The organism is Rhodospirillales bacterium (assembly GCA_016699855.1).
Taxonomy (GTDB): Bacteria; Pseudomonadota; Alphaproteobacteria; order Reyranellales; family Reyranellaceae.
In genome coordinates this window covers 773,635-792,756 of sequence record CP064988.1, presented here as the reverse complement: position 1 = coordinate 792,756, position 19,122 = coordinate 773,635, and the positions used below count along the sequence as shown (strand labels likewise).

General features: G+C 71.2%; 20 protein-coding genes. 7 read left to right on the top strand and 13 right to left on the bottom strand.

From position 1 onward, the window contains the following. Positions 1–5: 5 nt before the first annotated feature. The 7 genes from IPK81_03810 to IPK81_03780 form a co-directional block, all read right to left on the bottom strand. Positions 6–1,331 (bottom strand): FAD-binding oxidoreductase, encoded by a 1,326-nt coding sequence (locus tag IPK81_03810; GenBank protein ID QQS13384.1) that lies wholly within the window; start codon positions 1,329–1,331, stop codon positions 6–8. 30 nt (positions 1,332–1,361) lie between these two features. Then, the gene (locus IPK81_03805; GenBank protein QQS13383.1) at positions 1,362–2,147 is read right to left on the bottom strand and encodes an ABC transporter permease; all 786 of its coding nucleotides are present in this window, start codon (positions 2,145–2,147) and stop codon (positions 1,362–1,364) included. Beyond that, positions 2,144–2,974: an ABC transporter permease gene (locus IPK81_03800; protein QQS13382.1), complete on the bottom strand. Its 831-nt coding sequence runs from the start codon at positions 2,972–2,974 to the stop codon at positions 2,144–2,146. The genes IPK81_03805 and IPK81_03800 overlap by 4 nt, the downstream gene beginning before the upstream one ends. An 8-nt stretch (positions 2,975–2,982) precedes the next feature. Beyond that, entirely contained in the window at positions 2,983–4,047 is a 1,065-nt protein-coding gene (locus IPK81_03795; GenBank protein QQS13381.1) for an ABC transporter ATP-binding protein, read from the bottom strand. Further along, positions 4,044–5,114, bottom strand: a complete 1,071-nt coding sequence (locus IPK81_03790; GenBank protein ID QQS13380.1) for an ABC transporter substrate-binding protein — start codon at positions 5,112–5,114, stop codon at positions 4,044–4,046. The genes IPK81_03795 and IPK81_03790 overlap by 4 nt, the downstream gene beginning before the upstream one ends. A gap of 86 nt (positions 5,115–5,200) precedes the next feature. After that, a complete protein-coding gene (locus IPK81_03785; GenBank protein QQS13379.1) occupies positions 5,201–5,374 on the bottom strand; it encodes a hypothetical protein in 174 nt (57 codons plus the stop codon). Further along, positions 5,371–6,741, bottom strand: coding sequence for a DHA2 family efflux MFS transporter permease subunit (locus tag IPK81_03780; protein ID QQS13378.1), 1,371 nt, complete (start codon positions 6,739–6,741; stop codon positions 5,371–5,373). The genes IPK81_03785 and IPK81_03780 overlap by 4 nt, the downstream gene beginning before the upstream one ends. A 76-nt stretch (positions 6,742–6,817) precedes the next feature. Between IPK81_03780 and IPK81_03775 the strand changes: the two genes are divergently transcribed. The 4 genes from IPK81_03775 (at position 6,818) to IPK81_03760 (ending at position 9,932) form a co-directional block, all read left to right on the top strand. Next, positions 6,818–7,309 (top strand): MarR family transcriptional regulator, encoded by a 492-nt coding sequence (locus IPK81_03775; protein QQS13377.1) that lies wholly within the window; start codon positions 6,818–6,820, stop codon positions 7,307–7,309. Next, positions 7,306–8,394 (top strand): HlyD family secretion protein, encoded by a 1,089-nt coding sequence (locus tag IPK81_03770; GenBank protein QQS13376.1) that lies wholly within the window; start codon positions 7,306–7,308, stop codon positions 8,392–8,394. Before IPK81_03775 ends, IPK81_03770 begins: the two co-directional genes overlap by 4 nt. A 66-nt stretch (positions 8,395–8,460) precedes the next feature. Continuing rightward, positions 8,461–8,835, top strand: a complete 375-nt coding sequence (locus IPK81_03765) for a nuclear transport factor 2 family protein (GenBank protein ID QQS13375.1) — start codon at positions 8,461–8,463, stop codon at positions 8,833–8,835. A 17-nt stretch (positions 8,836–8,852) separates the two neighbouring features. Continuing rightward, positions 8,853–9,932 (top strand): LLM class flavin-dependent oxidoreductase, encoded by a 1,080-nt coding sequence (locus tag IPK81_03760; protein QQS13374.1) that lies wholly within the window; start codon positions 8,853–8,855, stop codon positions 9,930–9,932. 28 nt (positions 9,933–9,960) lie between these two features. Here IPK81_03760 and IPK81_03755 read toward each other — a convergent pair whose 3' ends face one another. Continuing rightward, entirely contained in the window at positions 9,961–10,800 is an 840-nt protein-coding gene (locus IPK81_03755; protein QQS13373.1) for a DUF2927 domain-containing protein, read from the bottom strand. Between the two features lie 164 nt (positions 10,801–10,964). Further along, positions 10,965–12,875, bottom strand: a complete 1,911-nt coding sequence (locus tag IPK81_03750; GenBank protein ID QQS13372.1) for a potassium transporter Kup — start codon at positions 12,873–12,875, stop codon at positions 10,965–10,967. A 227-nt stretch (positions 12,876–13,102) separates the two neighbouring features. Here IPK81_03750 and IPK81_03745 point away from each other — a divergent pair, with 227 nt between their 5' ends. After that, complete coding sequence (locus tag IPK81_03745) at positions 13,103–14,566, top strand: DUF4118 domain-containing protein (GenBank protein ID QQS13371.1); 1,464 nt, start codon at positions 13,103–13,105, stop codon at positions 14,564–14,566. Further along, entirely contained in the window at positions 14,563–15,258 is a 696-nt protein-coding gene (locus tag IPK81_03740; protein QQS13370.1) for a response regulator transcription factor, read from the top strand. Before IPK81_03745 ends, IPK81_03740 begins: the two co-directional genes overlap by 4 nt. Positions 15,259–15,273: 15 nt before the next feature. Here IPK81_03740 and IPK81_03735 read toward each other — a convergent pair whose 3' ends face one another. The 4 genes from IPK81_03735 to IPK81_03720 form a co-directional block, all read right to left on the bottom strand. Further along, the gene (locus tag IPK81_03735; protein ID QQS13369.1) at positions 15,274–16,464 is read right to left on the bottom strand and encodes an NAD(P)/FAD-dependent oxidoreductase; all 1,191 of its coding nucleotides are present in this window, start codon (positions 16,462–16,464) and stop codon (positions 15,274–15,276) included. Between the two features lie 88 nt (positions 16,465–16,552). After that, on the bottom strand, positions 16,553–16,855 hold the full coding sequence (locus IPK81_03730) for an HU family DNA-binding protein (GenBank protein QQS13368.1): 303 nt from the start codon (positions 16,853–16,855) through the stop codon (positions 16,553–16,555). Between the two features lie 210 nt (positions 16,856–17,065). Continuing rightward, positions 17,066–17,980 (bottom strand): thioesterase family protein, encoded by a 915-nt coding sequence (locus tag IPK81_03725; GenBank protein ID QQS13367.1) that lies wholly within the window; start codon positions 17,978–17,980, stop codon positions 17,066–17,068. A gap of 45 nt (positions 17,981–18,025) precedes the next feature. Further along, the gene (locus tag IPK81_03720; protein ID QQS13366.1) at positions 18,026–18,700 is read right to left on the bottom strand and encodes a hypothetical protein; all 675 of its coding nucleotides are present in this window, start codon (positions 18,698–18,700) and stop codon (positions 18,026–18,028) included. A 70-nt stretch (positions 18,701–18,770) separates the two neighbouring features. On the opposite strand from IPK81_03720, the gene IPK81_03715 reads away from it, so the two are divergent. Then, a complete protein-coding gene (locus IPK81_03715; protein ID QQS13365.1) occupies positions 18,771–19,085 on the top strand; it encodes an NIPSNAP family protein in 315 nt (104 codons plus the stop codon). Positions 19,086–19,122 lie beyond the last annotated feature (37 nt).

Sequence of the window (19,122 nt, the reverse complement as noted above, 5' to 3'; positions counted from 1 at the left end):
ACGCCTCACGCGTTGAGCCGGTCCCACCAGTCGCGCGTGCGGTACCACGCGCCGACCATCGGCAGGAACCACGGGTCGCCGTTGTACATCGCCATGGTCGGGAACTCGCGGCCGTCGAAGGCGTTGACCGCGGCGTTCGAGCCGCCGACGATCTTGCGCGCCGTCTGGTAGCCGAGATACGACATCATCGCCACGCCGCTTCCGTTGCACGCCATCAGGTAGTGCATGCCGTCGTCCTTGCCCATGTGCGGCAGGTAGTCGAAGGCGAAGGCGACGTTGCCGGTCCAGGCGTGCGTGACCTTGTAGTCCTTGAGCTGCGGCCAGCGGTCGACCATGTAGCCGTGCAGCACCGGCGCGCTGACCTCGGGCGGCACCTGCGTGAAGCGGGCGCGGCCGCCGAAGATCACGCGCTTGCCGTCGGGCGAGAGCCGGTAGTAGCAGAGCACCCGCTTGGTGTCGCTGATGGTGCGGCCCTTGGGGATCAGGCTCTTCGCGAGATCCTCCGGCAGCTCCTCGGTGGCGATGATGTGGCTGGCCACGGGCACCAGCCGGCGTTTGAGGTTGGGCGTGACGTCGCCGGTGTAGCCGTTGGTGGCGATGACGACCTCGCGCGCCTCGATCGGCCCCTTGTTGGTGTGGACCGTGAAGCCGCCGGCCTTGCGTTCGATGCGCTCGGCGTCGGTGTTGGCGCAGAGCTTGACGCCGGCGCGGTGCGCGGCCTTCAGGAGGCCGCCGTAGTAGAGCGCGGGATGGAGCTGGCAGGAGCGGTCGACCACCATGCCGCCGTGGTAGTAGCCGGTGTCGATCTCCTCGCGCTGGCGCTCGCGCGGCACCATGCGCGTGCCGGCGCCGGCGGCGTCGTTGTAGGCGCCGAGCTTGGCCGCCTGGTCGCGGTAGTGGCGCGGCGTGTAGGCGCCGACGAAGCGGCCGGCCAGGCGCCAGTGGCAATCAATGCCCTCGCGCTCGATCACCGTCTGCACCTGGGTCAGCGACTCGGCGGCGTCGGTCAGCATCGCCGACATGACCCGCTGCCACTCCTCCGGCGCCACCACGCCCTTGCCCGAGAAGCCTTTGCCCAGGGTCGTGCCGCCGCTGACGGCGCCGCCGTTGCGGGTGCTGGCGCCGACGCCGAAATCGCCGCGCTCCAGCACCGTCACCTCGCCGCCGGAGCGCGCGATCTCCAGCCCGGTGGAGAGGCCGCCGTAGCCGGCGCCGACGACCAGCACGTCGGTCTTCAGCGGCGGGTCCTGCGACAGCTCGTTGGAGGGATGCCACGCCTCCCACCACCACGGCATCGACTTGAAGTCCTTGTGAAAGACGCTGTCGACCATCGCGCTATCCTTTCGTCGGCGAACCGGGTGTCAACGGGCCGCCGCGCCGAGCCCGCGGCCGAACCGGCCGACCAGGAACAGCGCCACGGAAACCAGCAGGATCTGCATCACCGACACCGCGGCGATGGTGGGGTCGATCTCCATCATGATGTTGTCGAACATCTTCTTGGGCAGCGTCATGCTGGCGCCGGACAGGAACAGCGCCACCACGACCTCGTCGAACGAGCTGATGAAGGCGAGCAGCCCCGCCGACACCAGGCTGGGGCGCAGCAGCGGCAGGGTCACGCGCCACATCACCCGCGCCCGGCCGGCGCCCAGCCCGGCGGCGGCCTGCTCCAGCGTGCGGTCGAAATCGCGCAGGCCGGCCACCATGACCAGCGCGACGAACGGCAGCGCCAGCACCGTGTGGGCGATGACCAGCCCGTACCACGTGCCGATCATCTTGAGCTTGGCGAACAGCCCGTAGATCGCGACGGACAGGATGATGTGCGGCACGACGATCGGCGCCATCGTGACGCGGTCGACCAGGGCGCGGCCGCGGTAGAGCCCGCGCGCCAGGCTGAACGACAGCGGCACGCCCAGCGCCAGCGACAGAGCCATGGTCGCGACGCCGACGTAGAGGCTGCGGACGGTGGCGTCGATCCATTGCGGATCGTCGAGGTAGCGCTCGTACCACTGCCACGACAGGCCGGGCGGCGGGAACTGCATGTACGGCGCCGAGCTCAGCGAGATCGGGAACACCACCAGCAGCGGCAGCATCAGGAACAGGTAGACGGCGGCGCAGACGGCCACCAGCGCGGCGCGGGGCCCGGTCACGACGCCGGCTCCGGCCGCATGAAGCGCTGCGCCAGCGCGTAGACCGCGAAGGTGGCGGCCAGCAGGACCGCCGACAGGGCGGCGGCGAACTGCCAGTTCAGCGTCTCGCGCACCTGCTGCTCGATCAGCACCGCGATCATGATCACCCGGCCGCCACCGAGCAGGGCCGGCGTGATGTAGAAGCCCAGCGACAGCACGAACACGATCACGCCGCCGGCGAAGATGCCGTTCATGGTGAGCGGCAGGTAGATGCGCCAGAACACGCGCCACGACGACGCGCCGAGGCCCTGCGCCGCCGCCACGACCGACGGATCGAGCCGCCGCACGGCGCCGTAGATCGGCAGCACCATGTAGGGCAGCAGCACGTGCACCATGCCGATCAGCACGCCGGTGAAATTGTGCAGCAACGGCAGCGGGTCCGTGATCACGCCCGCGTCGATCAGCGTCCGGTTGACCACGCCGTTGCGGCCGAGCAGCACCATCCAGGCGTAGGTGCGCACCAGCACGCTGGTCCACAGCGGCAGCAGCACGAAGATGAAGCCGAGGGTGGCCCAGAACGGCGTCGTGGTCGCCAGCAGGAAGCCGAGCGGATAGCCGATCACGAGGCAGATGGCGGTGACGAGGGCGGCGATCTCGAAGGTGCGCCAGAACACCTGCAGGTACAGTCCCTGGCCGAGCGCCTTCTCGTACCATTCGAGCGAGCCCGACTCGACGCTGAAGCCGAGCATGCGCGCGACCGGGAACAGGAAGAAGCAGAACAGCAGCGCCAGCGCCGGCGCGGCCGGCCACAGCCCGTTCCAGCGCCCGGCGCGCACCGCCTCAGCCATGGCCGGGCCTAGCGGTCGAAGACATGGATCTCGTCCGGGGCGATGCCGACGGTGACGCGGGCGCCGACGCCGGCCAGCGCGCCGCGGGCGGGCTGGCGCACGATCAGCTCGACGCCGTCCTCGCATCGCAGCCGCAGCTTGAACGAGGAGCCGAGATAGACCGCCTCGACCACCTCGCCGGTGAACGGGTTCTCGGTCGAGGAGAAGCGCTCCGGCCGCATCAGCACGCCCAGCGCGCGGCCGACCGCGGCGTCGGTGCGGGCCTTGACCACGCGTCCGCCGCTCAGGGTCACCGCGCCGGGCGCCGTGACGACGCCGTGGAACAGGTTCGACTCGCCCACGAAGTCGGCGACGAAATCCGACGCCGGGCGTTCGTAGATGTCCGTCGTCGCGCCGATCTGGCGGATCGAGCCCTTGTCCATCACCGCGATGCGGTCGGACAGGATCAGCGCCTCCTCCTGGTCGTGGGTGATGAAGATCGTGGTCAGGCCCAGCCGGCGCTGCAGGCGGCGGACCTCGAGCTGCATGGTCTCGCGCAGCTTGCGGTCGAGGGCGCCGAACGGTTCGTCGAGCAGCAGCAGGCGCGGATTGAAGACGATGGCGCGGGCCAGCGCGACGCGCTGCTGCTGGCCGCCGGAGAGCTGGCGCGGCAGGCGGTCGTCGTAGCCCGCCAGTTCGACCAGTCCCAGCGCCTCCGTCACGCGGCGTTCGATCTCGGCCTTCGGCCGGTCGCGCATCTCCAGCGGGAACGCCACGTTGCGCCGCACGGTGAGGTGCGGGAACAGCGCGTAGTTCTGGAAAACCATGCCGATGCCGCGTCTGGCCGGCGGCAGCGCCGTGAAATCGACCCCGTCGACCAGCACGTCGCCGGCGTCGGGCGTCTCGAAACCGGCGACCACCTTCAGCAGCGTCGTCTTGCCGGATCCGCTCGGGCCGAGGATCGTCAGCAGTTCGCCGCGCCGGACCTCCAGCGACACGCGGTCCAGCGCCGCGACGGCGCCGAACCGCTTCTCGACGTCGACCAGACGCAGCTCCGCGGACCCGGAGGCGGGTCCGTCCACGGCCTGGCTCACTTCTTCAGCAGCCAGGCGTTCCACAGCTCCTGCGCCTTGGTGCCGTTCTCGGCGTACCACTCGTCGCTGATCCAGAACTGCTTGTCGATGTACTGCGTCGGCAGGTACGGCTTCACCTTCGCGTCGACGTAGTTCAACGCCTCGAGGTTGAGGCCGGGGTACCCGAGCTCGCTGGCGTAGACCGCCTGCTGCTGCGGCACCGACAGCTCGGCCAGCAGCTTCTGCGCCCAGTAGGGGTTCTTGGCGCCCTTGGGGATGGCGAAGCTGCCCTGCTTGAGGGCGCCCTCGTTCCACTCGATCTCGACCGGCGCGCCCTTCTTGATGATGTCGTAGAAGCGGCCGTTCCAGCCGGTCGCCAGCACGACCTCCTTGTCGAGCAGGAGCTGCGCCGGCTGCTGGCCGGTCGACCACCACGCCGTCACGTGCGGCTTGATCTGGTCGAGCTTGCGGAACGCCCGGTCGAAGTCGATCGGATAGAGCTTGTCCTTCGGCACGCCGTCGGCGATCAGGGCGAACTCGAGGTTGTCGGTCGGGTGGTTGCGCATCGAGCGCGCGCCGGGGAACTTCTTGACGTCCCACCACTCGGCCCAGCTCTTCGGATGGGTGCCGCCTTTGAACACGTCGGTGCGGTAGCCGATGATCGTGGTGTAGACGGACGACGCGAAGATGTGCGACGTCCGCGCCTTCTCGGGGTATTTCGAGCGGTCGACGATCTTGTCGTCGATCGGCTCGACGAGGCCCATCTTGGTGGCGCGGATCGCGTCCTGGCCGCCGATCTCCGTCAGGTCCCACTCGACGTTTTTCGAGTCGACCATGGCGCGCAGCTTGCCGAAATCGACCGGGCTCGTCTCGACGATGCGGATGCCGTACTTCTTCTCGAAGCCGTTGAAGAAGGCCTTGCGCATCGCCGAGCCCATCGAGCCGCCGGAATGGTTGACGACGATCTGGGCGGGCTTGGGCGGCTCGGCCTGGCCCCAGGCCGGGCCGGCGGCCGCGCCGACCGCCGTCGCGCCGAGCGACGCCAAGACCCCGCGCCTGGTTTTTCCCGTGCTGCTTCCGCGATCCATCTGCCCCTCCGGTCGCCACGTGCCCGGATCGAGAATACCGCGGCGTCCGGGTTTGTCACGCCGCGAGCGGCCCCGGGGCGATCCGCCTAACGGCCGCGGACGCGGGCGCCGATCAGCAGGATCAGCGGGATCGCCAGCGCGGAGCACAGCGTGTAGAAGCCGAAGGCGTTGATGTAGCCGAGCATCGCCGCCTGGCGGCCGACCTCCTTCGACAGCCGCGCGAGGCCCTGGAGCGTGCCCGGGTCCCAGCCGCCGGTCACCCACGGCAGCGCCAGCGCCCTGTTGTAGGGTTCAGGAACTCGGTCATGCGGCTGTAATTGGCGCCGGTGGTACGCACGATCTCGGCGATCGACAGCGAGATGAAGAAGCTCGAGCCGATGTTGCGCAGCAGATGGTAGACCGCCATGCCCTCGGCGAGGTTGGCGGGCGCGACGTTGGAGAACGTCACCAGCGTCAGCGGCACCCAGATCACGCCGATGGCGACGCCCTGCACCAGGCTGTTGGCCATCAGCGTGCCGGTGTCGACGTTGAGGTCGATCCCCATCAGCCACCAGCCGGACAGCGCCTGCAGCGTGAAGCCGCCGACCAGGCCGACCCGCGGATCGATCCGGCCGACGAAGATCGCGAGGAAGAATCCGATCGTGGCGCCGACGCCGCGCGCGGCGATGATCTCGCCGATGAGCTGGTCGGGGAAGCCGGCGTGCTGCTGCAGCAGCGGCGGCAGCAGCACCATCGGGGTGAAGTTCACCATGCCGTAGATCAGCACGAGGGTCAGGCCGATCGCGTATTTGCGGTCGAGCAGCAGGCGCAGGTTGAGGAAAGGGCGGCTGGCCGTGAGGCTGTGGGCGATGAACACCCAGAAGGCCAGCGCCGCGACGAAGGTCTCGACGACGATCTCGCGCGACTCGAACCAGTCCAGCCGCTGGCCGCGCGAGAGCACGAGCTGCACGCAGGCGATCGTGACCGACAGCGACAGGAATCCGGTCCAGTCGAGCGCCACGCGTCCGGTCGGCGCGTCGCGCGGCAGCGTCAGGCGCAGGCCGATGAACGAGACCATGCCGACCGGGACGATCATGTAGAAGGCCCAGCGCCAGCCGTAGAGCTCCGACAGCATGCCGCCGACGGTGGGGCCGATCACCGGCCCGATCACCACCGCCATGCCGAAGATCGAGGTCACGAAGCCGGCCTGCCGCTTGGGGAAGCTGTCGAGCAGGATGGTCTGCGACAGCGGGATCACCGGCGCGCCCAGCGCCCCCTGCAGGACGCGCCAGAGGATGAGCGTCTCCAGCGATTCGGCGGCGCCGCACATGAAGGTGGTGACGGTGAACGCGAACACCGACCACATCATCGTCTCGCGCCGCCCGAACCGGGCCGCCAGCCAGCCGGTCATCGGCGTCGCCACGGCGGTCGCCAGGATGTTGAAGGTCATCGCCCAGGCGATCTCGTCCTGGGTCGCCGACATGGCGCCCTGCATCTGCGGCAGCAGCGTCGAGGCGATCAGCAGGGTGGTCGCGTACAGGGTCGAGCCCAGCACGACCATGACGAGGATCAGCACCCGGCGGCCGGTCGAGTAGGACTCGCCGGGGCTGACCTGCGCCGCGTCGACGGCGGGAGCGCTTGAACTCATGGACATGGCTATTGTAGCCTAGGCCGCAATCTCGAGCCAGCCACAAGGCGTGGCGGTGGCCTTTTTGGGGGTCCAGGTGGGTCCGGACGACGACGGCTATATCGGCTACCTGCTGTCGGACGTGGCGCGGCTGATCCGCACCGTGTTCGACCGCCGCGTGCGCGACATCGGCCTGACCCGGGCCCAGTGGCTGGTCCTGTCGCGGCTCTACCGCCGGCCGGGATCGAGCCAGACCGAACTGGCCGACATGCTCGAGGTCGACCGGGCCAGCGCCGGCCGCATGATCGACCGGATGGAGAAGGGCGGCTGGGTCGAGCGCCGGGCCGACGCCGGTGACCGCCGGATCCGGCGCCTGCACCTGACGGCGGAGGCGCGCCGCGTGCACGCCCGCATGTGGGCGATCGCCGAGGCCACGGTGGACGATGCCCTGTCGCCGCTCTCCCAGGTGCAGCGCGTCGAGTTCACGCGCCAGGCGGCGCGGATCAAGGAACGGTTGCAGTCGCTGGCCGGCGTCGAGCAATCGCCGGCCTCCCGGCCGTCCGGCGCGCGCCGGCGGGCGGCCGCATGAGCCGGATGCCGACGCGCCTGCCGCGCTTCCTCATGATCGTGGCGGTGCCGCTCGTCGCGGTCGCCGGCGGCGTGCTGTGGTGGCTGTCCGGCGGGCGCTACATCTCGACCGAGAACGCCTACGTGAAGGCGCATATCGTCCAGATCGCGCCGGAGGTGTCCGGCACGGTCCGCCGCGTGGTGGCCCTCGACCACGCCACGGTGTCGGCCGGCGACACGCTGCTGACGATCGAGGCGCGGCCGTTCCGGCTGGCGCTCGACAGCGCCGAGGCCGAGCTCGACGCCGCCCGCAGCCACGTCGAGACGCTGCGCGCGACCTGGCGCGAGGCGGTGAGCGAGCTGGCCGACGCCGAGGCTCGCGCCGCGTACGCGCAGCGGCAATGGCAGCGGCAGGAGGAGCTGGCGGTCAAGGGCGTGCTGTCGGCGAGCAAGCGCGACGAGGCGCAGAACGACGCGCGCATGGCCGCCGACCGCGTCGCCTCGGTGCGCGAGAAGCTGCGGCGCGTGCTCACGGCGCTGAACGACGATCCGCAGATGCCGTCCGACAGCCATCCGATGGTGCGCGACAAGACGGCGGCGCGCGAGCGCGCGGCGCTGGATCTCGCGCGCACCACGGTGCGCGCGCCGGTCGACGGCGTGGTCGTGAACCTGCGGCTGCAGCGCGGCGAGCAGATCAAGGCGTCGACGCCGCTGTTCGCGCTGGTCGCGCTGAACCGCCCGTGGGTCGAGGCCAACTTCAAGGAGACCGAGCTCACGCACGTCCGCGTCGGCCAGAAGGCGACGGTGGTGCTCGACATCTATCCCGATGTGACGTGGGAAGCGGTGGTCGAGAGCCTCAGCCCGGCGACCGGCGCGGAGTTCGCGATCCTGCCGCCGCAGAACGCCAGCGGCAACTGGGTGAAGGTCGTCCAGCGTCTGCCGGTGAAGCTGCGCCTGCTGCCGCACCAGGGCGAGCCGCCGCTGCGCGCCGGCATGACGGCCACGGTGCGCATCGACACCGGCCGCCGCCGCGGCGTCAACGACCTCCAGCGGTTGGTCGGACTCGGCCGGCCCGACCGCCCCGCGACGACGGCCCATTCCCCGTAGCGCCGGCGTTGCGGCACGGACGGCGATGGGCCAGAGTCGCGGCATCTTCAAGTGGGGGAACGGTCGATGGCGGACAACGGCGCGATGGTGGTGGAGCTCGACAAGCGGCGCATGGACGCGATGGGCAAGAAGGACGTCGCGACGCTTAAGGCGCTGATCGCCGACGACCTGATCTACACGCATTCCTCCGCGCGCATCGACACCAAGGCCAGCCTGATCGGCGCCATGGAGTCCGGCGCCACGGTGTACACCGCCGTCGAGCCGTCGGACGTTGTGGCGCAGGATCTCGGCGACGCGGTGGTGCTGACCGGCACCGCCCGCATCGGCGTGGTCTCGAACGGCGCGCCGAACGCCTTCAGCGTGCGGTTCATGGACGTCTACGCCAAGCGCGGCGGGAACTGGCAGATGGTCGCGTGGCAGTCGACGCGCCTGCCGGCCTAGCGCCGCGTGGTCGCGCGGTGACGGGAATCCGGCCGCCCCGGCTCGGGATCTCCATCAGCTTCCAGGCGCACGGCGCGCTCGGCGAGCGATCGTCGACGGTCTACGGCGAGGCGCTGGAACTGGCGGCGGAGGCCGACCGCCTCGGCGTCGAGTCGATCTGGACCAGCGAGCACCACGGCGAGGAGGACGGCTACTGCCCGTCGCCGGTGCTGGCCGGCGCCGCGCTCGCCGTCGCCGCGCCACGCTGCCGCGTCGGCCAGGCGGTCGCGCTGGCGCCGTTGCAGGGCCATCCGCTGCGTCTCGCCGAGGATCTCGCGGTGCTCGACAACCTGTCGGGCGGACGCGTCGAGATCGGTCTCGGGCAGGGCTACCGGCCGTCCGAGTTCGCGATGTTCGGCCTGCCCTACGCGCGCCGCACGGCGGCGTTCGAGGACGCGTTGGACATCCTGCGGCTGGCCTGGAGCGGCGAGCGGTTCGATTACGCCGGCCGGGTGCATTCGGTGACGGCGGGCGTTCTGAGGCCGCCACCCGTCAGGCCCGGCGCGCCGCCGCTTTGGATCGGGGCCGCGGCGCCGGCGTCGCGCGCGCGGGCCGTGCGCCACCGCGCCGGGCTGGTCGTGGCGCCGCTGACAGAGCTCGAGCACACCGCGCGGCAGTTCGCTTCGTTCGACGACGAGGCCGCCGCGCAGGGCGCCGGCGCGCTGCCGCGCGCGCTGATGCGGGAGATCCTCGTGGGCGGCTCCGCCGCCGATGCGGTCTCCAGCCACAGCCGCTACCTCGACCATGTCTACCGCGTGCAGTACGCGCCGGAGCGGACCGGCCTCACCGTCCGCGATTCCGCGACGGGCCAGCGCCGTCCGCTGGCGGGCGACGATCCGTACTATCTGTCGGAGGCGTTCATGCGCGAGCGCTGGTTCCTCGGCGCGCCGGACGAGATCGCCGGCCAGATCGCCGTGTGGCAGCGGCGTATGCGGCTGGAGCACCTGATCTTCCACCCGCGGCAGCCCGGCATGCCGTTGCGCGAGGCCGTGGATTGCGTCGCGGCCGTCGCGGGCGGCGTCATGCCGCGCGTCCGGACGCTGCTCTCGGCGGATTGAGTCTCCGGCCGTGGCCAGGGACGGCCGGTCAGCGCAGGGCGCGACCGTGGCCGAACGGCCCCTCGCTCGAGACGGTCACCATCTCGCGCGCGCCGCACACGCTCTCCGTCTCGGCGGGCGAGGAGTCGAGCTTCTCCGCGATGACGCGGCAGGCGATCGGCGCGGCGGCGGCCGGAGACATGCCCGGCTTCAGGCGCTTGTCGTAGAGCGTCTCGATGAGGACGCGGTCGGCCTCGGTGGGCTGCGACTGGTTCGCGTGGGTGTAGCTGAGGACGCTGACGACGGACGTCGGATGGCCTCGGAAGCCGAAACCGTGCATCGCCTCGTGGTTGATGCAGCGCGAGATCAGCGCCGGCCTGTCGAGGCTCACGAGAAGCTCGACCGAGAGGAGCCGGCCGCCTTCATCCCAGTCGAGCCGCGACCGGCAAGACGTCGCGTCGAGATGGCCGGACGCGTGCGGATGGACCATGAAATTGCGTCGACCGTCGCCGGGCGACACGCGCTGCACCGGCACCCTGGCGATCGCGGCGATCGCGCGGACGGCGGCCTCGATCTCGGCGGCGTGGACGCGCAGCGTGGAGTCGTCGGCCACGCCCAGGAAGATCGTCCCCGTCCACCGCGCGACTTCCGTCACCGGCGTGGCGTTGACGCGCAGCGCCGAGTCCTCGAACGCCTTCACCGCGTTCGACAGCGACAGCGCGCGACGCTCGGCCTCGGGGTCGGGCTTCGCCGTCGCGAACGGGTTCAACCCGAGTTTCGTGATAAGGCCCGGGCTCGGGGAGGCGTCGTACACCGCGACCTTGCTTTCGCCGCAGGCGCCGAGCGCCAGCGCGCCGGCGAGGGAAATGATCGAGGCGAAATGCTTCACGCGAATATTCCATCTGGGCGCTTGCGCGGGGCGGTGGGAGCGCTGCCCTCCTCGAACTGATCGACCTTATGGGCAATTTCGGGGCGCGACCAAGCGACTGTGGGGATAACCGGCGTGTTATCCCCAGGTCGCGGTCTCCGCGCCACCAGGCCGCGGGCGGTGCGTCAGATGACGATCTGCGTGCCGATCTCGACGACGCGGCCGGTCGGGATGCCGAAATAGTCGGTGGCGTCGCTGGCGTTGCGCGCCAGCAGGATGAACAGGCGGTCCTGCCAGAGCGGCATCTCGCTCTTGGCGCCCGGCCTGATCGAGCGCCGCGACACGAAGAACGAGGTCGACATGATGTCGAACGTCCAGTCCGGCCCGCCGCATCGCGTCAGACCGGCGGGCACGTCGGGCGCCTCCATGTAGCCGAACGTCAGCGTCACCCGGATGAAGCGGTCGCCGGCCTTCTCGACGCGGGCCCGCTCGGACTCCGCGATGCGCGGCACGTCGGCGGTCGCCACGGTCAGCACGATGTTCCGCTCGTGCAGCACCTTGTAGTGCTTGAGGCTGTGCATGAGCGCGGCGGGGGCCGTCTCCGGATCGCTCGTCAGGAACACGGCGGTGCCGGGGACGACCGGCGGCGGCCGGCGCTCGAGGTCGCGCACGAGATCGGGCAGCGGCACGTCGATCTGTCGCGCCTTGGCCGACAGGATCGCGGTCCCCTTCACCCAGGTGTGCATGACGACCATCATCGCCACCGCGAGAAGGAGCGGGATGTAGCCGCCTTCGACGACCTTCATGAGGTTGGCTCCGAGGAATACGAGGTCGATGGCGACGAACGGCGCCATCAACGCGGCCGCCGCCCATGCCGGCCAGCGCCAGAGTTTCCACGCGACGACGAACATCAGGCTCGCGGTCACGACCATGGTGCCGGTCACGGCGACGCCGTACGCCGTCGCCAGCCGGCTCGACGAGCCGAACAGCACCACCAGCGCGACGACGCCGATAGCGAGCAGCGTGTTCACCTGCGGCATGTATATCTGGCCGGCCTGCGCCGCCGAGGTGTGGTGGACCTCGAGGCGCGGCAGGAAGCGGAGCTGGATCGCCTGGCGCGTCAGCGAATAGGCGCCGGTGATCACCGCCTGGCTGGCGATGACGGTGGCGAGGGTGGCGATCACGACGATCGGCAGCGACGCCCACGACGGGTAGAGCAGGAAGAACGGGTTCTCGATCGCCTTCGGATCGGCGAGCACGAGGGCGGCCTGTCCCATGTAGTTGAGGACCAGCGCCGGCAGCACGACGCCGAACCACGCCCACCGGATCGGCTTGCGGCCGAAATGGCCGAGATCGGCGTAGAGCGCCTCGGCGCCGGTGACGGTCAGGAACACCGCGCCGAGCACGACCAGCCCGATCATGCCGTGGCGCAGCATGAAGCCGACCGCGTGCCGGGGATCGACGGCCGCGAGGATGCCGGGATCGTCGGCGATGTGCGACAGCCCGCCGACCGCGAGGGTGGCGAACCACACCAGCGTGATCGGCCCGAACCAGCCGGCGACCGCCGACGTGCCGTGCCGCTGGACGAGGAACAGGCCGACGATGATGGCGATGGTGATCGGCAGCACGTAGGGCTCGAACGCCGACGTCACCAGCTTCAGGCCCTCGACGGCGGAGAGCACGGAGATCGCCGGTGTGATCAAGGCGTCGCCGTAGAACAGCGCGGCGCCGGCGGCGCCGAGCAGGAAGACGGGCGTGGTCGCCCGGCCCAGCCCGCGCTGGGCCAGCGCCAGCAGCGAGAGCGTGCCGCCTTCGCCGGCATTGTCCGCGCGGAGCAGTACGACGACGTACTTCAACGTGACGACGATCGTCAGCGACCACAGCATCAAGGACAGGATCCCGACGACGTCGGCGCGCGAGGCGGCCGTCCCGGGTCCGGCGCCGGCCGCCGCCAGCGCCTCGCGCAGCGCATAGATCGGGCTGGTGCCGATGTCGCCGTAGACCACGCCGATCGACCCGAGCGTCAGGCCCCAGAAGCCGGCGCGGGCGCGGTCCGTTCCCGCGGCGCGGGCGTCTACTTTCGCGTGGATCGTCATGCACCGGCTCCGGATCGCGTCCGCCGGAAGCGCCGGCGGACGCGGCGAAACTGCGCCCCGCCGCATAAGGAAGCGATGCGGATCCGAAGGCGCCGGCATAAGGAATCCATAAGGACGGGCAAGGCCCGCGCGGGCGGCGGTGCCGGCGGCCGTGCTAATCTGCGGCGATGGATGACGCGGCGCCCTCCTTTCCCACCCGGGTCCGGCCGGCCGGAGCGCTGGCCGCCTTGGCGGCGGTCGCCGTCTCCACCGCCATCGGCGAGCTGCTGACGACGTGGCTGCCGCCGCACAACGCGGCGCTCGTGTTCATTGTCGGCGTGCTGGCGTGCGCCGCCCGCTTCGGCACGTGGTCGGGCGTCGCCGCCGCCGTCCTCGCGTTCCTGGCGTTCAACTTCTGCTTCATCGAGCCGCGCTTCACCCTCGCGGTCTCGGATCCGCGGGACGCCTTCGCCCTCGTCGTCTTCCTCGTCGTCGCGGTCCTCGCCGGCGGCCTGGCGGGCCGGCTGCGCGACGAGGGCGACGCCGCGCGGCGGCGCGCGGCGATGCTGCAGACGCTGTCGGACTTCTCCGGACGCGTCGCGACGGCGTCCACGTCCGACCAGGTCGCCGCCGCGATCGCCGACGGCGCGGCTGCCGCGGTGCGGGGCGCCGCGGCGGTGTTCGCGCGCCGCGACGGCGGCGTGGTGGCGTGCGCCGTCGCGCCGGCGGGCGAGACGGTCGGACCGGCGGATGTCGAGATGGCGGACCGCGCGCTGCGCCAAGGCCGCGCGGCTGCGGTGGCGGCGGCGGGATGGCCGGGCAGCCGGTTCGAGTTCCGGCCCATGGTCACGGCGGCGGGCGCGGCCGTCGTCGTGGCGGTCGCGCCGAGGGGCGGCGGCCGCGCCGTTCCGGCCGATGGCGAGCGGACGCTGGTCGCGCTGCTGCGGCAGGGCGCGGTCGCGCTGGACCGCCTCGATCTCGCCCGCCAGACCGCCGACGCGCGCGCGGATGTCGAGCGCGAGCGTCTGCGTTCGGCGCTGCTGTCGTCGATCTCGCACGATCTGCGGACGCCGCTGTCGACCATCCTCGGATCGGTCACCAGCCTGCGCCAGCTCGGCGACCGCATGCCGGCGGAGGCGCGCGCCGACCTGCTCGCGGCGATCGAGGAGGAGACCGGCCGGCTCGGGCGGTTCGTGACCAACCTGCTCGACATGACGCGGCTCGACGCCGGGCTGGTGGTCGGCCGCGACTGGGTCGACGTCGGCGACCTCGCCGCCTCGGTCGTCGCGCGCGCGCGCGCCGCCCATCCCGGCGCCACGCTGCGGCTCGCGGTGGCCCCGGACGCGCCGATGGTCGAGGCCGACGCCGCGCTGCTCGCGCAGGCGCTGGAGAACCTGGTCGAGAACGCGGTCAAGTTCGCGTCGCGCGACGGACCCGTCGAGATCGGCGTCTCGTCCGCCGCGGACGGCGTCGTGATCTCTGTGACCGATAACGGGCCGGGCATCCCCGCCGAGCGCCTCGCGCGCGTGTTCGACAAATTCCACTCGACGCGGCCGCCGGACGGCGCGGCGCCGGGCGCCGGTCTCGGTCTGGCGATCTGCCGCGGCGTGGTCGAGGCGATGGGCGGGAGGGTCGTCGCGGTCAGCCCCGTGGAGGCCGGGCGCGGCACCCGCTTCGTCGTCACCCTGCCGGCGCCGGAGCGGCCCGCGTGACCGCGGCGGCGCGCGTCCTCGTCGTCGACGACGAGCCGCAGATCCAGCGGTTCCTGCGGCCGGGATTGACGGCCGCGGGCTACGACGTGGTCGCGGCGGGGAGCGGCGCCGAGGCGTTGCGCGCGCTCGCCGTCTCGTCGATCGACGTCGTCGTGCTCGATCTCGGACTGCCGGATATGGACGGCAAGGACGTGATCGCCGAGGCGCGGCGGTGGTCCGGGGTGCCGATCATCGTGCTGTCGGCCCGCGACCGCGAAGGCGAGAAGATCGCCGCCCTCGACCTCGGGGCCAACGACTACGTCGCCAAGCCGTTCGCGATCGGCGAGCTGCTCGCCCGCATCCGCGCGGCGCTGCGGTCGCGCGGCGGCGCGGCCGATCCGTCGGCCGTGATCGCCATCGGCGACCTCGTGGTCGACCTTCCGGCGCATCGCGTGACGGTGCGCGGCGCGCCGGTGAGGCTCACGCCGAAGGAGTTCGAGCTGCTGGCGGCGCTCGCCGGCGGCGCCGGCCGCGTGATGACGCACCGGCAGATCCTGTCGCGTGTGTGGGGGCCGGCGCACACCGCCGACACGCAGTACCTGCGGGTGTTCATCGGCCAGTTGCGGCAGAAGATCGAGCTCGATCCCGGCGAGCCGACGCTGATCCTGACGGAGCCCGGCGTCGGCTACCGCCTCGCCGACCCGGCAGGATGACGGGACGCGACGCCGCTACGCCGCCTCGCCCGCGACCCAGCCGCTCGACCACGCCCACTGGAAATTGTAGCCGCCGAGCCAGCCTGTGACGTCGACGGCCTCGCCGATCGCGAACAGGCCGGGCACGGCTCTGGCCTCCATGGTCTTCGACGACAGATCGGTGGTGTCGACGCCACCCAGCGTCACCTCGGCCTTGGCGTAGCCCTCGGTTCCGGTCGGCGTGACCGTCATGGCGTTGAGCGTCGCGGCGAGCGCGTCGAGCGCGCGGTCGGGGATTCCGGCGATCGGTCCGGCGGGCAGGTGCCGGTCGGCCAACGCCTGCGCGAGACGCTGCGGCAGCACCTCGCCGAGGACCGTCTTCGACTCCGCCTTGGGGCGAACGCGCTTGCGGTCGCGCAGGAACGCCCGCGCGTCGGTCCCCGGCAGCAGGTCGAGCGTCACCGCGGCGCCGTCTCGCCAGTACGACGAGATCTGGAGGATCGCCGGGCCCGACAGGCCGCGATGGGTGAACAGCATCGCCTCGCGGAAACTGCGGCGCCCGGTCGTGGCAACGGCGTCGAGCGCGACGCCGCTCAGCGGCCGCATCCACGCGACGTCGTCCTCGCCGAACGTCAGCGGCACCAGCGCGGGGCGGGTCTCGGTCACGCGCAGCCCGAAGCGGCGCGCGACGCGGTGCGCGAACCCGGTGGCGCCCATCTTGGGGATCGACAGGCCGCCGCTGGCCAGCACGACCGTCGCGGCGTCGAAATCGCCATGGTCCGTGACGACGCGGAACCGTTCGCCGCGCTCGATGTCGGCGATGGCGTGCGCCATCCGCACGTCGACGCCGGCGGCGTCGCATTCCGCCAGCAGCATCGCGACGATGGCGCGCGCGCTGCCGTCGCAGAACAGCTGGCCCAGCGTCTTCTCGTGGTAGGCGATGCGGTGCTTCTCCACGAGCGCGATGAAGTCGCGCTGCGTGTGGCGCGCCAGCGCCGATTTGCAGAAATGCGGGTTGGCCGAGATGAAGCGGTCGGGCGCGCTGTGCAGATTGGTGAAATTGCAGCGTCCGCCGCCGGAGATCAGGATCTTCTTGCCGGGCTCGTCGGCGTGGTCGAGCAGCAGCACCCGCCGGCCGCGGCGTCCGGCCGAGACCGCGCACATCAGCCCGGCGGCGCCGGCGCCGATGATCACGACGTCGAACGATCGGCTCGTCGGGGCGGCCATGGCGGCGGCGGAGTCCTGGTCCGGTGGAACGCAAACGGCCCGACCATGGGGTCGGGCCGTTCGGGTCGGTGAGGACCGGCGGCGATCGCTAGATCGCTTCCTTGAGGTCCTTGGCGACGCGGAAGGCGACCTTCTTGGACGCCTTGATCTTGATGGCCTCGCCCGTGGCCGGGTTGCGGCCCATGCGCGCGGCGCGCTTGCGCACCTGCATGATGCCCAGGCCGGTGATGCGGACCTTGTTGCCCTTCTTCAGGTTCTTGACGACGGCGCCGACGAAATCGTCGAACAGGCTGGCGACGGCCTTCTTCGGCATGTCGTGGCCGGCGGCGAGCTCGGCGATCAACTTGGAGAGGGGAACGGTCTCGACTTTGACGGCGGCTTTCTCGGCCATTTTGATGCCTCGTTACTTGGTTGGCCTCTGCGGCCTCCCGACCACCGGGAGGAGAGGGGGACCGCGATAATACGCCAACGGATCGCCCACGCCATGCGTTTTATTGGGGTTTTCCGCCGGAAAATGCGAAGAATGCCCGTCATTCCGGCGTTTTCCACCTTGAAATCCGCCAAAGCGCGCGGTGTCCGCCGGCCGCGGCGTCCTCGCGCGTTACGGAAGACGCGCCAGGCGCGCCGTCAATCGGGTCCGTTCCGACGCCGGTAGAGGCGCCAGTTTCCGCGCCGCCTGGTCGAACAGCGCCGCCGCGCCCTCGGCCCAGCCGACCAGCGCGCCGCTCTCGGCGTCGAACAGGCAGTGCAGCACGTCGAGCGTCTTGTCGCCGATTCCGACGATCCCGGTGCGCAGCGACAGCGGCGTGCCGGACCTTGGCGGCGCGACGTAGAGCTGGCGCAGCTCCAGCACGATCGAGCCCATGCGGCGTTCGCGCATCGCCACGCGGTCGAAGCCGAGAGCGTGCCACAGGCTCGGGGCCCCGTCGGAGTAGCGCGCGAAGTGGAAGCGCGGCCGCATCCGTTCGGCGGCGTCGCACTCTTCCGGCTTCACGACGTCGGCGCAGATCTCGATCAATCCCGCGGCCTCCGCCATGTCCAGCGTCAGCTTCGGCGCGTCGGCGATCCGGCCGGTGGACCGCGCCCGCGCGATCTCGGGCACGACCACGCGCCGCGCGGCGACGGCGGCGGCGAGCGCGGCTGGCCATTCGATGGCGCGGCCGTCGGCATCCTCGAGCCGGCTGCGCCGGCGCACGGTGGCGGCGATACCGCCGCTATAGAGATTGCGCAGCTCGTGGTAGGTCGACAGCGCGCCGTCCGCGATCTCCACGGCGCCGGACACCACCTGCACGGTGTCCTCGGCCCGCAGATCGCGGTGATAGCGGATGTGGTCCTCGACCGGCCGGATCGTCAGACCGGCGGCGCGCAGCGCGGCCGGACCGAGGCCGAGCGCGTGACCGAGGAAGGCCGAGGCGTCGTCCGCCAGCGCGGTGAAGAACTGGACGTTGAGGTGGTCGTTCTCGTCGCACTGCCACGTGTTCACGTAGCCGCGCGCGGTGGGGATCAGGTCGGTCATGGCGGTCGACGCCTTAGCATCGCCGGCCCTGCGTCGCCAGCGGGGTCAGCTGGCTGCCGCGGGCGCCGCGCCGTCGGTCGCGGACCAGCCGAACCGCTCCAACGCTGCCGCGCCCGCCGGGGTCAGAGCGTAGATGCCGTGCCCCGTGCGCTCGAACCAGCCGTAGACGTCGCGCCGCAGGATCGCCGCCGCTTTCGGCACGCCGGCCGCGTCGCGCACATCGCGTGCCCGGGTCGGTCCGCGCGCGGCCAGCAATCCGGCGCAGCGCAGCGCCTCCTGGCGGTAGGCGGTCATGATCGGCGTGCGCGTCGAGCCGCCGCGGTTGGGATCGCCGACGCGGCGCGCGTGTTCACCGAGAAGCCGTTCGGCGCGGCGCTTGCTCTTGCGCGGCTGGTAGGGGACGGGATCGAGCAGCACCTCTACGCGCGGCGGCGTCACCACCATCAGGCCGAGACCGAGGCGGCGGCACAGTTTCTTGGCGTCGCGCGGCCGCTTCGGCCAGGCGCCGACCGCCAGGTAGACGTGGTCGGTCAGCGCCAGCCGGTCGATCCCCTGCAGCACCACGCCGAGCCCGAATGCGCGCTTCAACTCGACCACGACCGGAGGCTCGTCGGCGCGCGTGCCCACGATATCGCATCCGCGGATCTCGGCCTTGACGTCGTATCCCTGGCCCTCGAGCAGAATTTTGACCGGTTCGTAGAGATCGGTTTCCGCCGCCATGGCGTCGTGTTTCCTCGCGCGCTACCGTCGCCGCCACGTCGCGCGCCGAGGCGCGGCCGGGGGAGGCATCATGATCTACGAGCTGCGCACCTACAACGTGAAGCCGGAGGCGGCGGTCGACGTCGTCGCGCTGTACCAGGCCGAGGGCTGGCCTGAGCTGGCGGCGTGGAAGCAGAACCTCGTCGGCTATTTCACGACCGACATCGGCCCGCTGCACCAGATCGTCCATCTCTGGAAGTTCGCCGACCACGCCGCCCGCGACCACCAATGGACGACCCTGCGCGCCAATCCGAAATTCGCCGAGTTCGGCCGCAAGATCCGGCCGATGCTGCATTCGCAGGAGAACAAGATCATGAAGCTGGCGCCGTGGAGCCCGGCGGTCTGAGGGCCGCCGGGGGACGGGGCGACAGACGGACAGGGAA

Excerpts from the sequence above, each read along its gene's own strand:
- IPK81_03810 (QQS13384.1), bottom strand. The coding sequence starts at position 1,331 with ATGGTCGACAGCGTCTTTCACAAGGACTTCAAGTCGATGCCGTGGTGG.
- IPK81_03800 (QQS13382.1), bottom strand. The coding sequence starts at position 2,974 with ATGGCTGAGGCGGTGCGCGCCGGGCGCTGGAACGGGCTGTGGCCGGCC.
- IPK81_03790 (QQS13380.1), bottom strand. The coding sequence starts at position 5,114 with ATGGATCGCGGAAGCAGCACGGGAAAAACCAGGCGCGGGGTCTTGGCG.
- IPK81_03780 (QQS13378.1), bottom strand. The coding sequence starts at position 6,741 with ATGAGTTCAAGCGCTCCCGCCGTCGACGCGGCGCAGGTCAGCCCCGGC.
- IPK81_03770 (QQS13376.1), top strand. The coding sequence starts at position 7,306 with ATGAGCCGGATGCCGACGCGCCTGCCGCGCTTCCTCATGATCGTGGCG.
- IPK81_03765 (QQS13375.1), top strand. The coding sequence starts at position 8,461 with ATGGCGGACAACGGCGCGATGGTGGTGGAGCTCGACAAGCGGCGCATG.
- IPK81_03750 (QQS13372.1), bottom strand. The coding sequence starts at position 12,875 with ATGACGATCCACGCGAAAGTAGACGCCCGCGCCGCGGGAACGGACCGC.
- IPK81_03735 (QQS13369.1), bottom strand. The coding sequence starts at position 16,464 with ATGGCCGCCCCGACGAGCCGATCGTTCGACGTCGTGATCATCGGCGCC.
- IPK81_03730 (QQS13368.1), bottom strand. The coding sequence starts at position 16,855 with ATGGCCGAGAAAGCCGCCGTCAAAGTCGAGACCGTTCCCCTCTCCAAG.
- IPK81_03725 (QQS13367.1), bottom strand. The coding sequence starts at position 17,980 with ATGACCGACCTGATCCCCACCGCGCGCGGCTACGTGAACACGTGGCAG.
- IPK81_03720 (QQS13366.1), bottom strand. The coding sequence starts at position 18,700 with ATGGCGGCGGAAACCGATCTCTACGAACCGGTCAAAATTCTGCTCGAG.
- IPK81_03715 (QQS13365.1), top strand. The coding sequence starts at position 18,771 with ATGATCTACGAGCTGCGCACCTACAACGTGAAGCCGGAGGCGGCGGTC.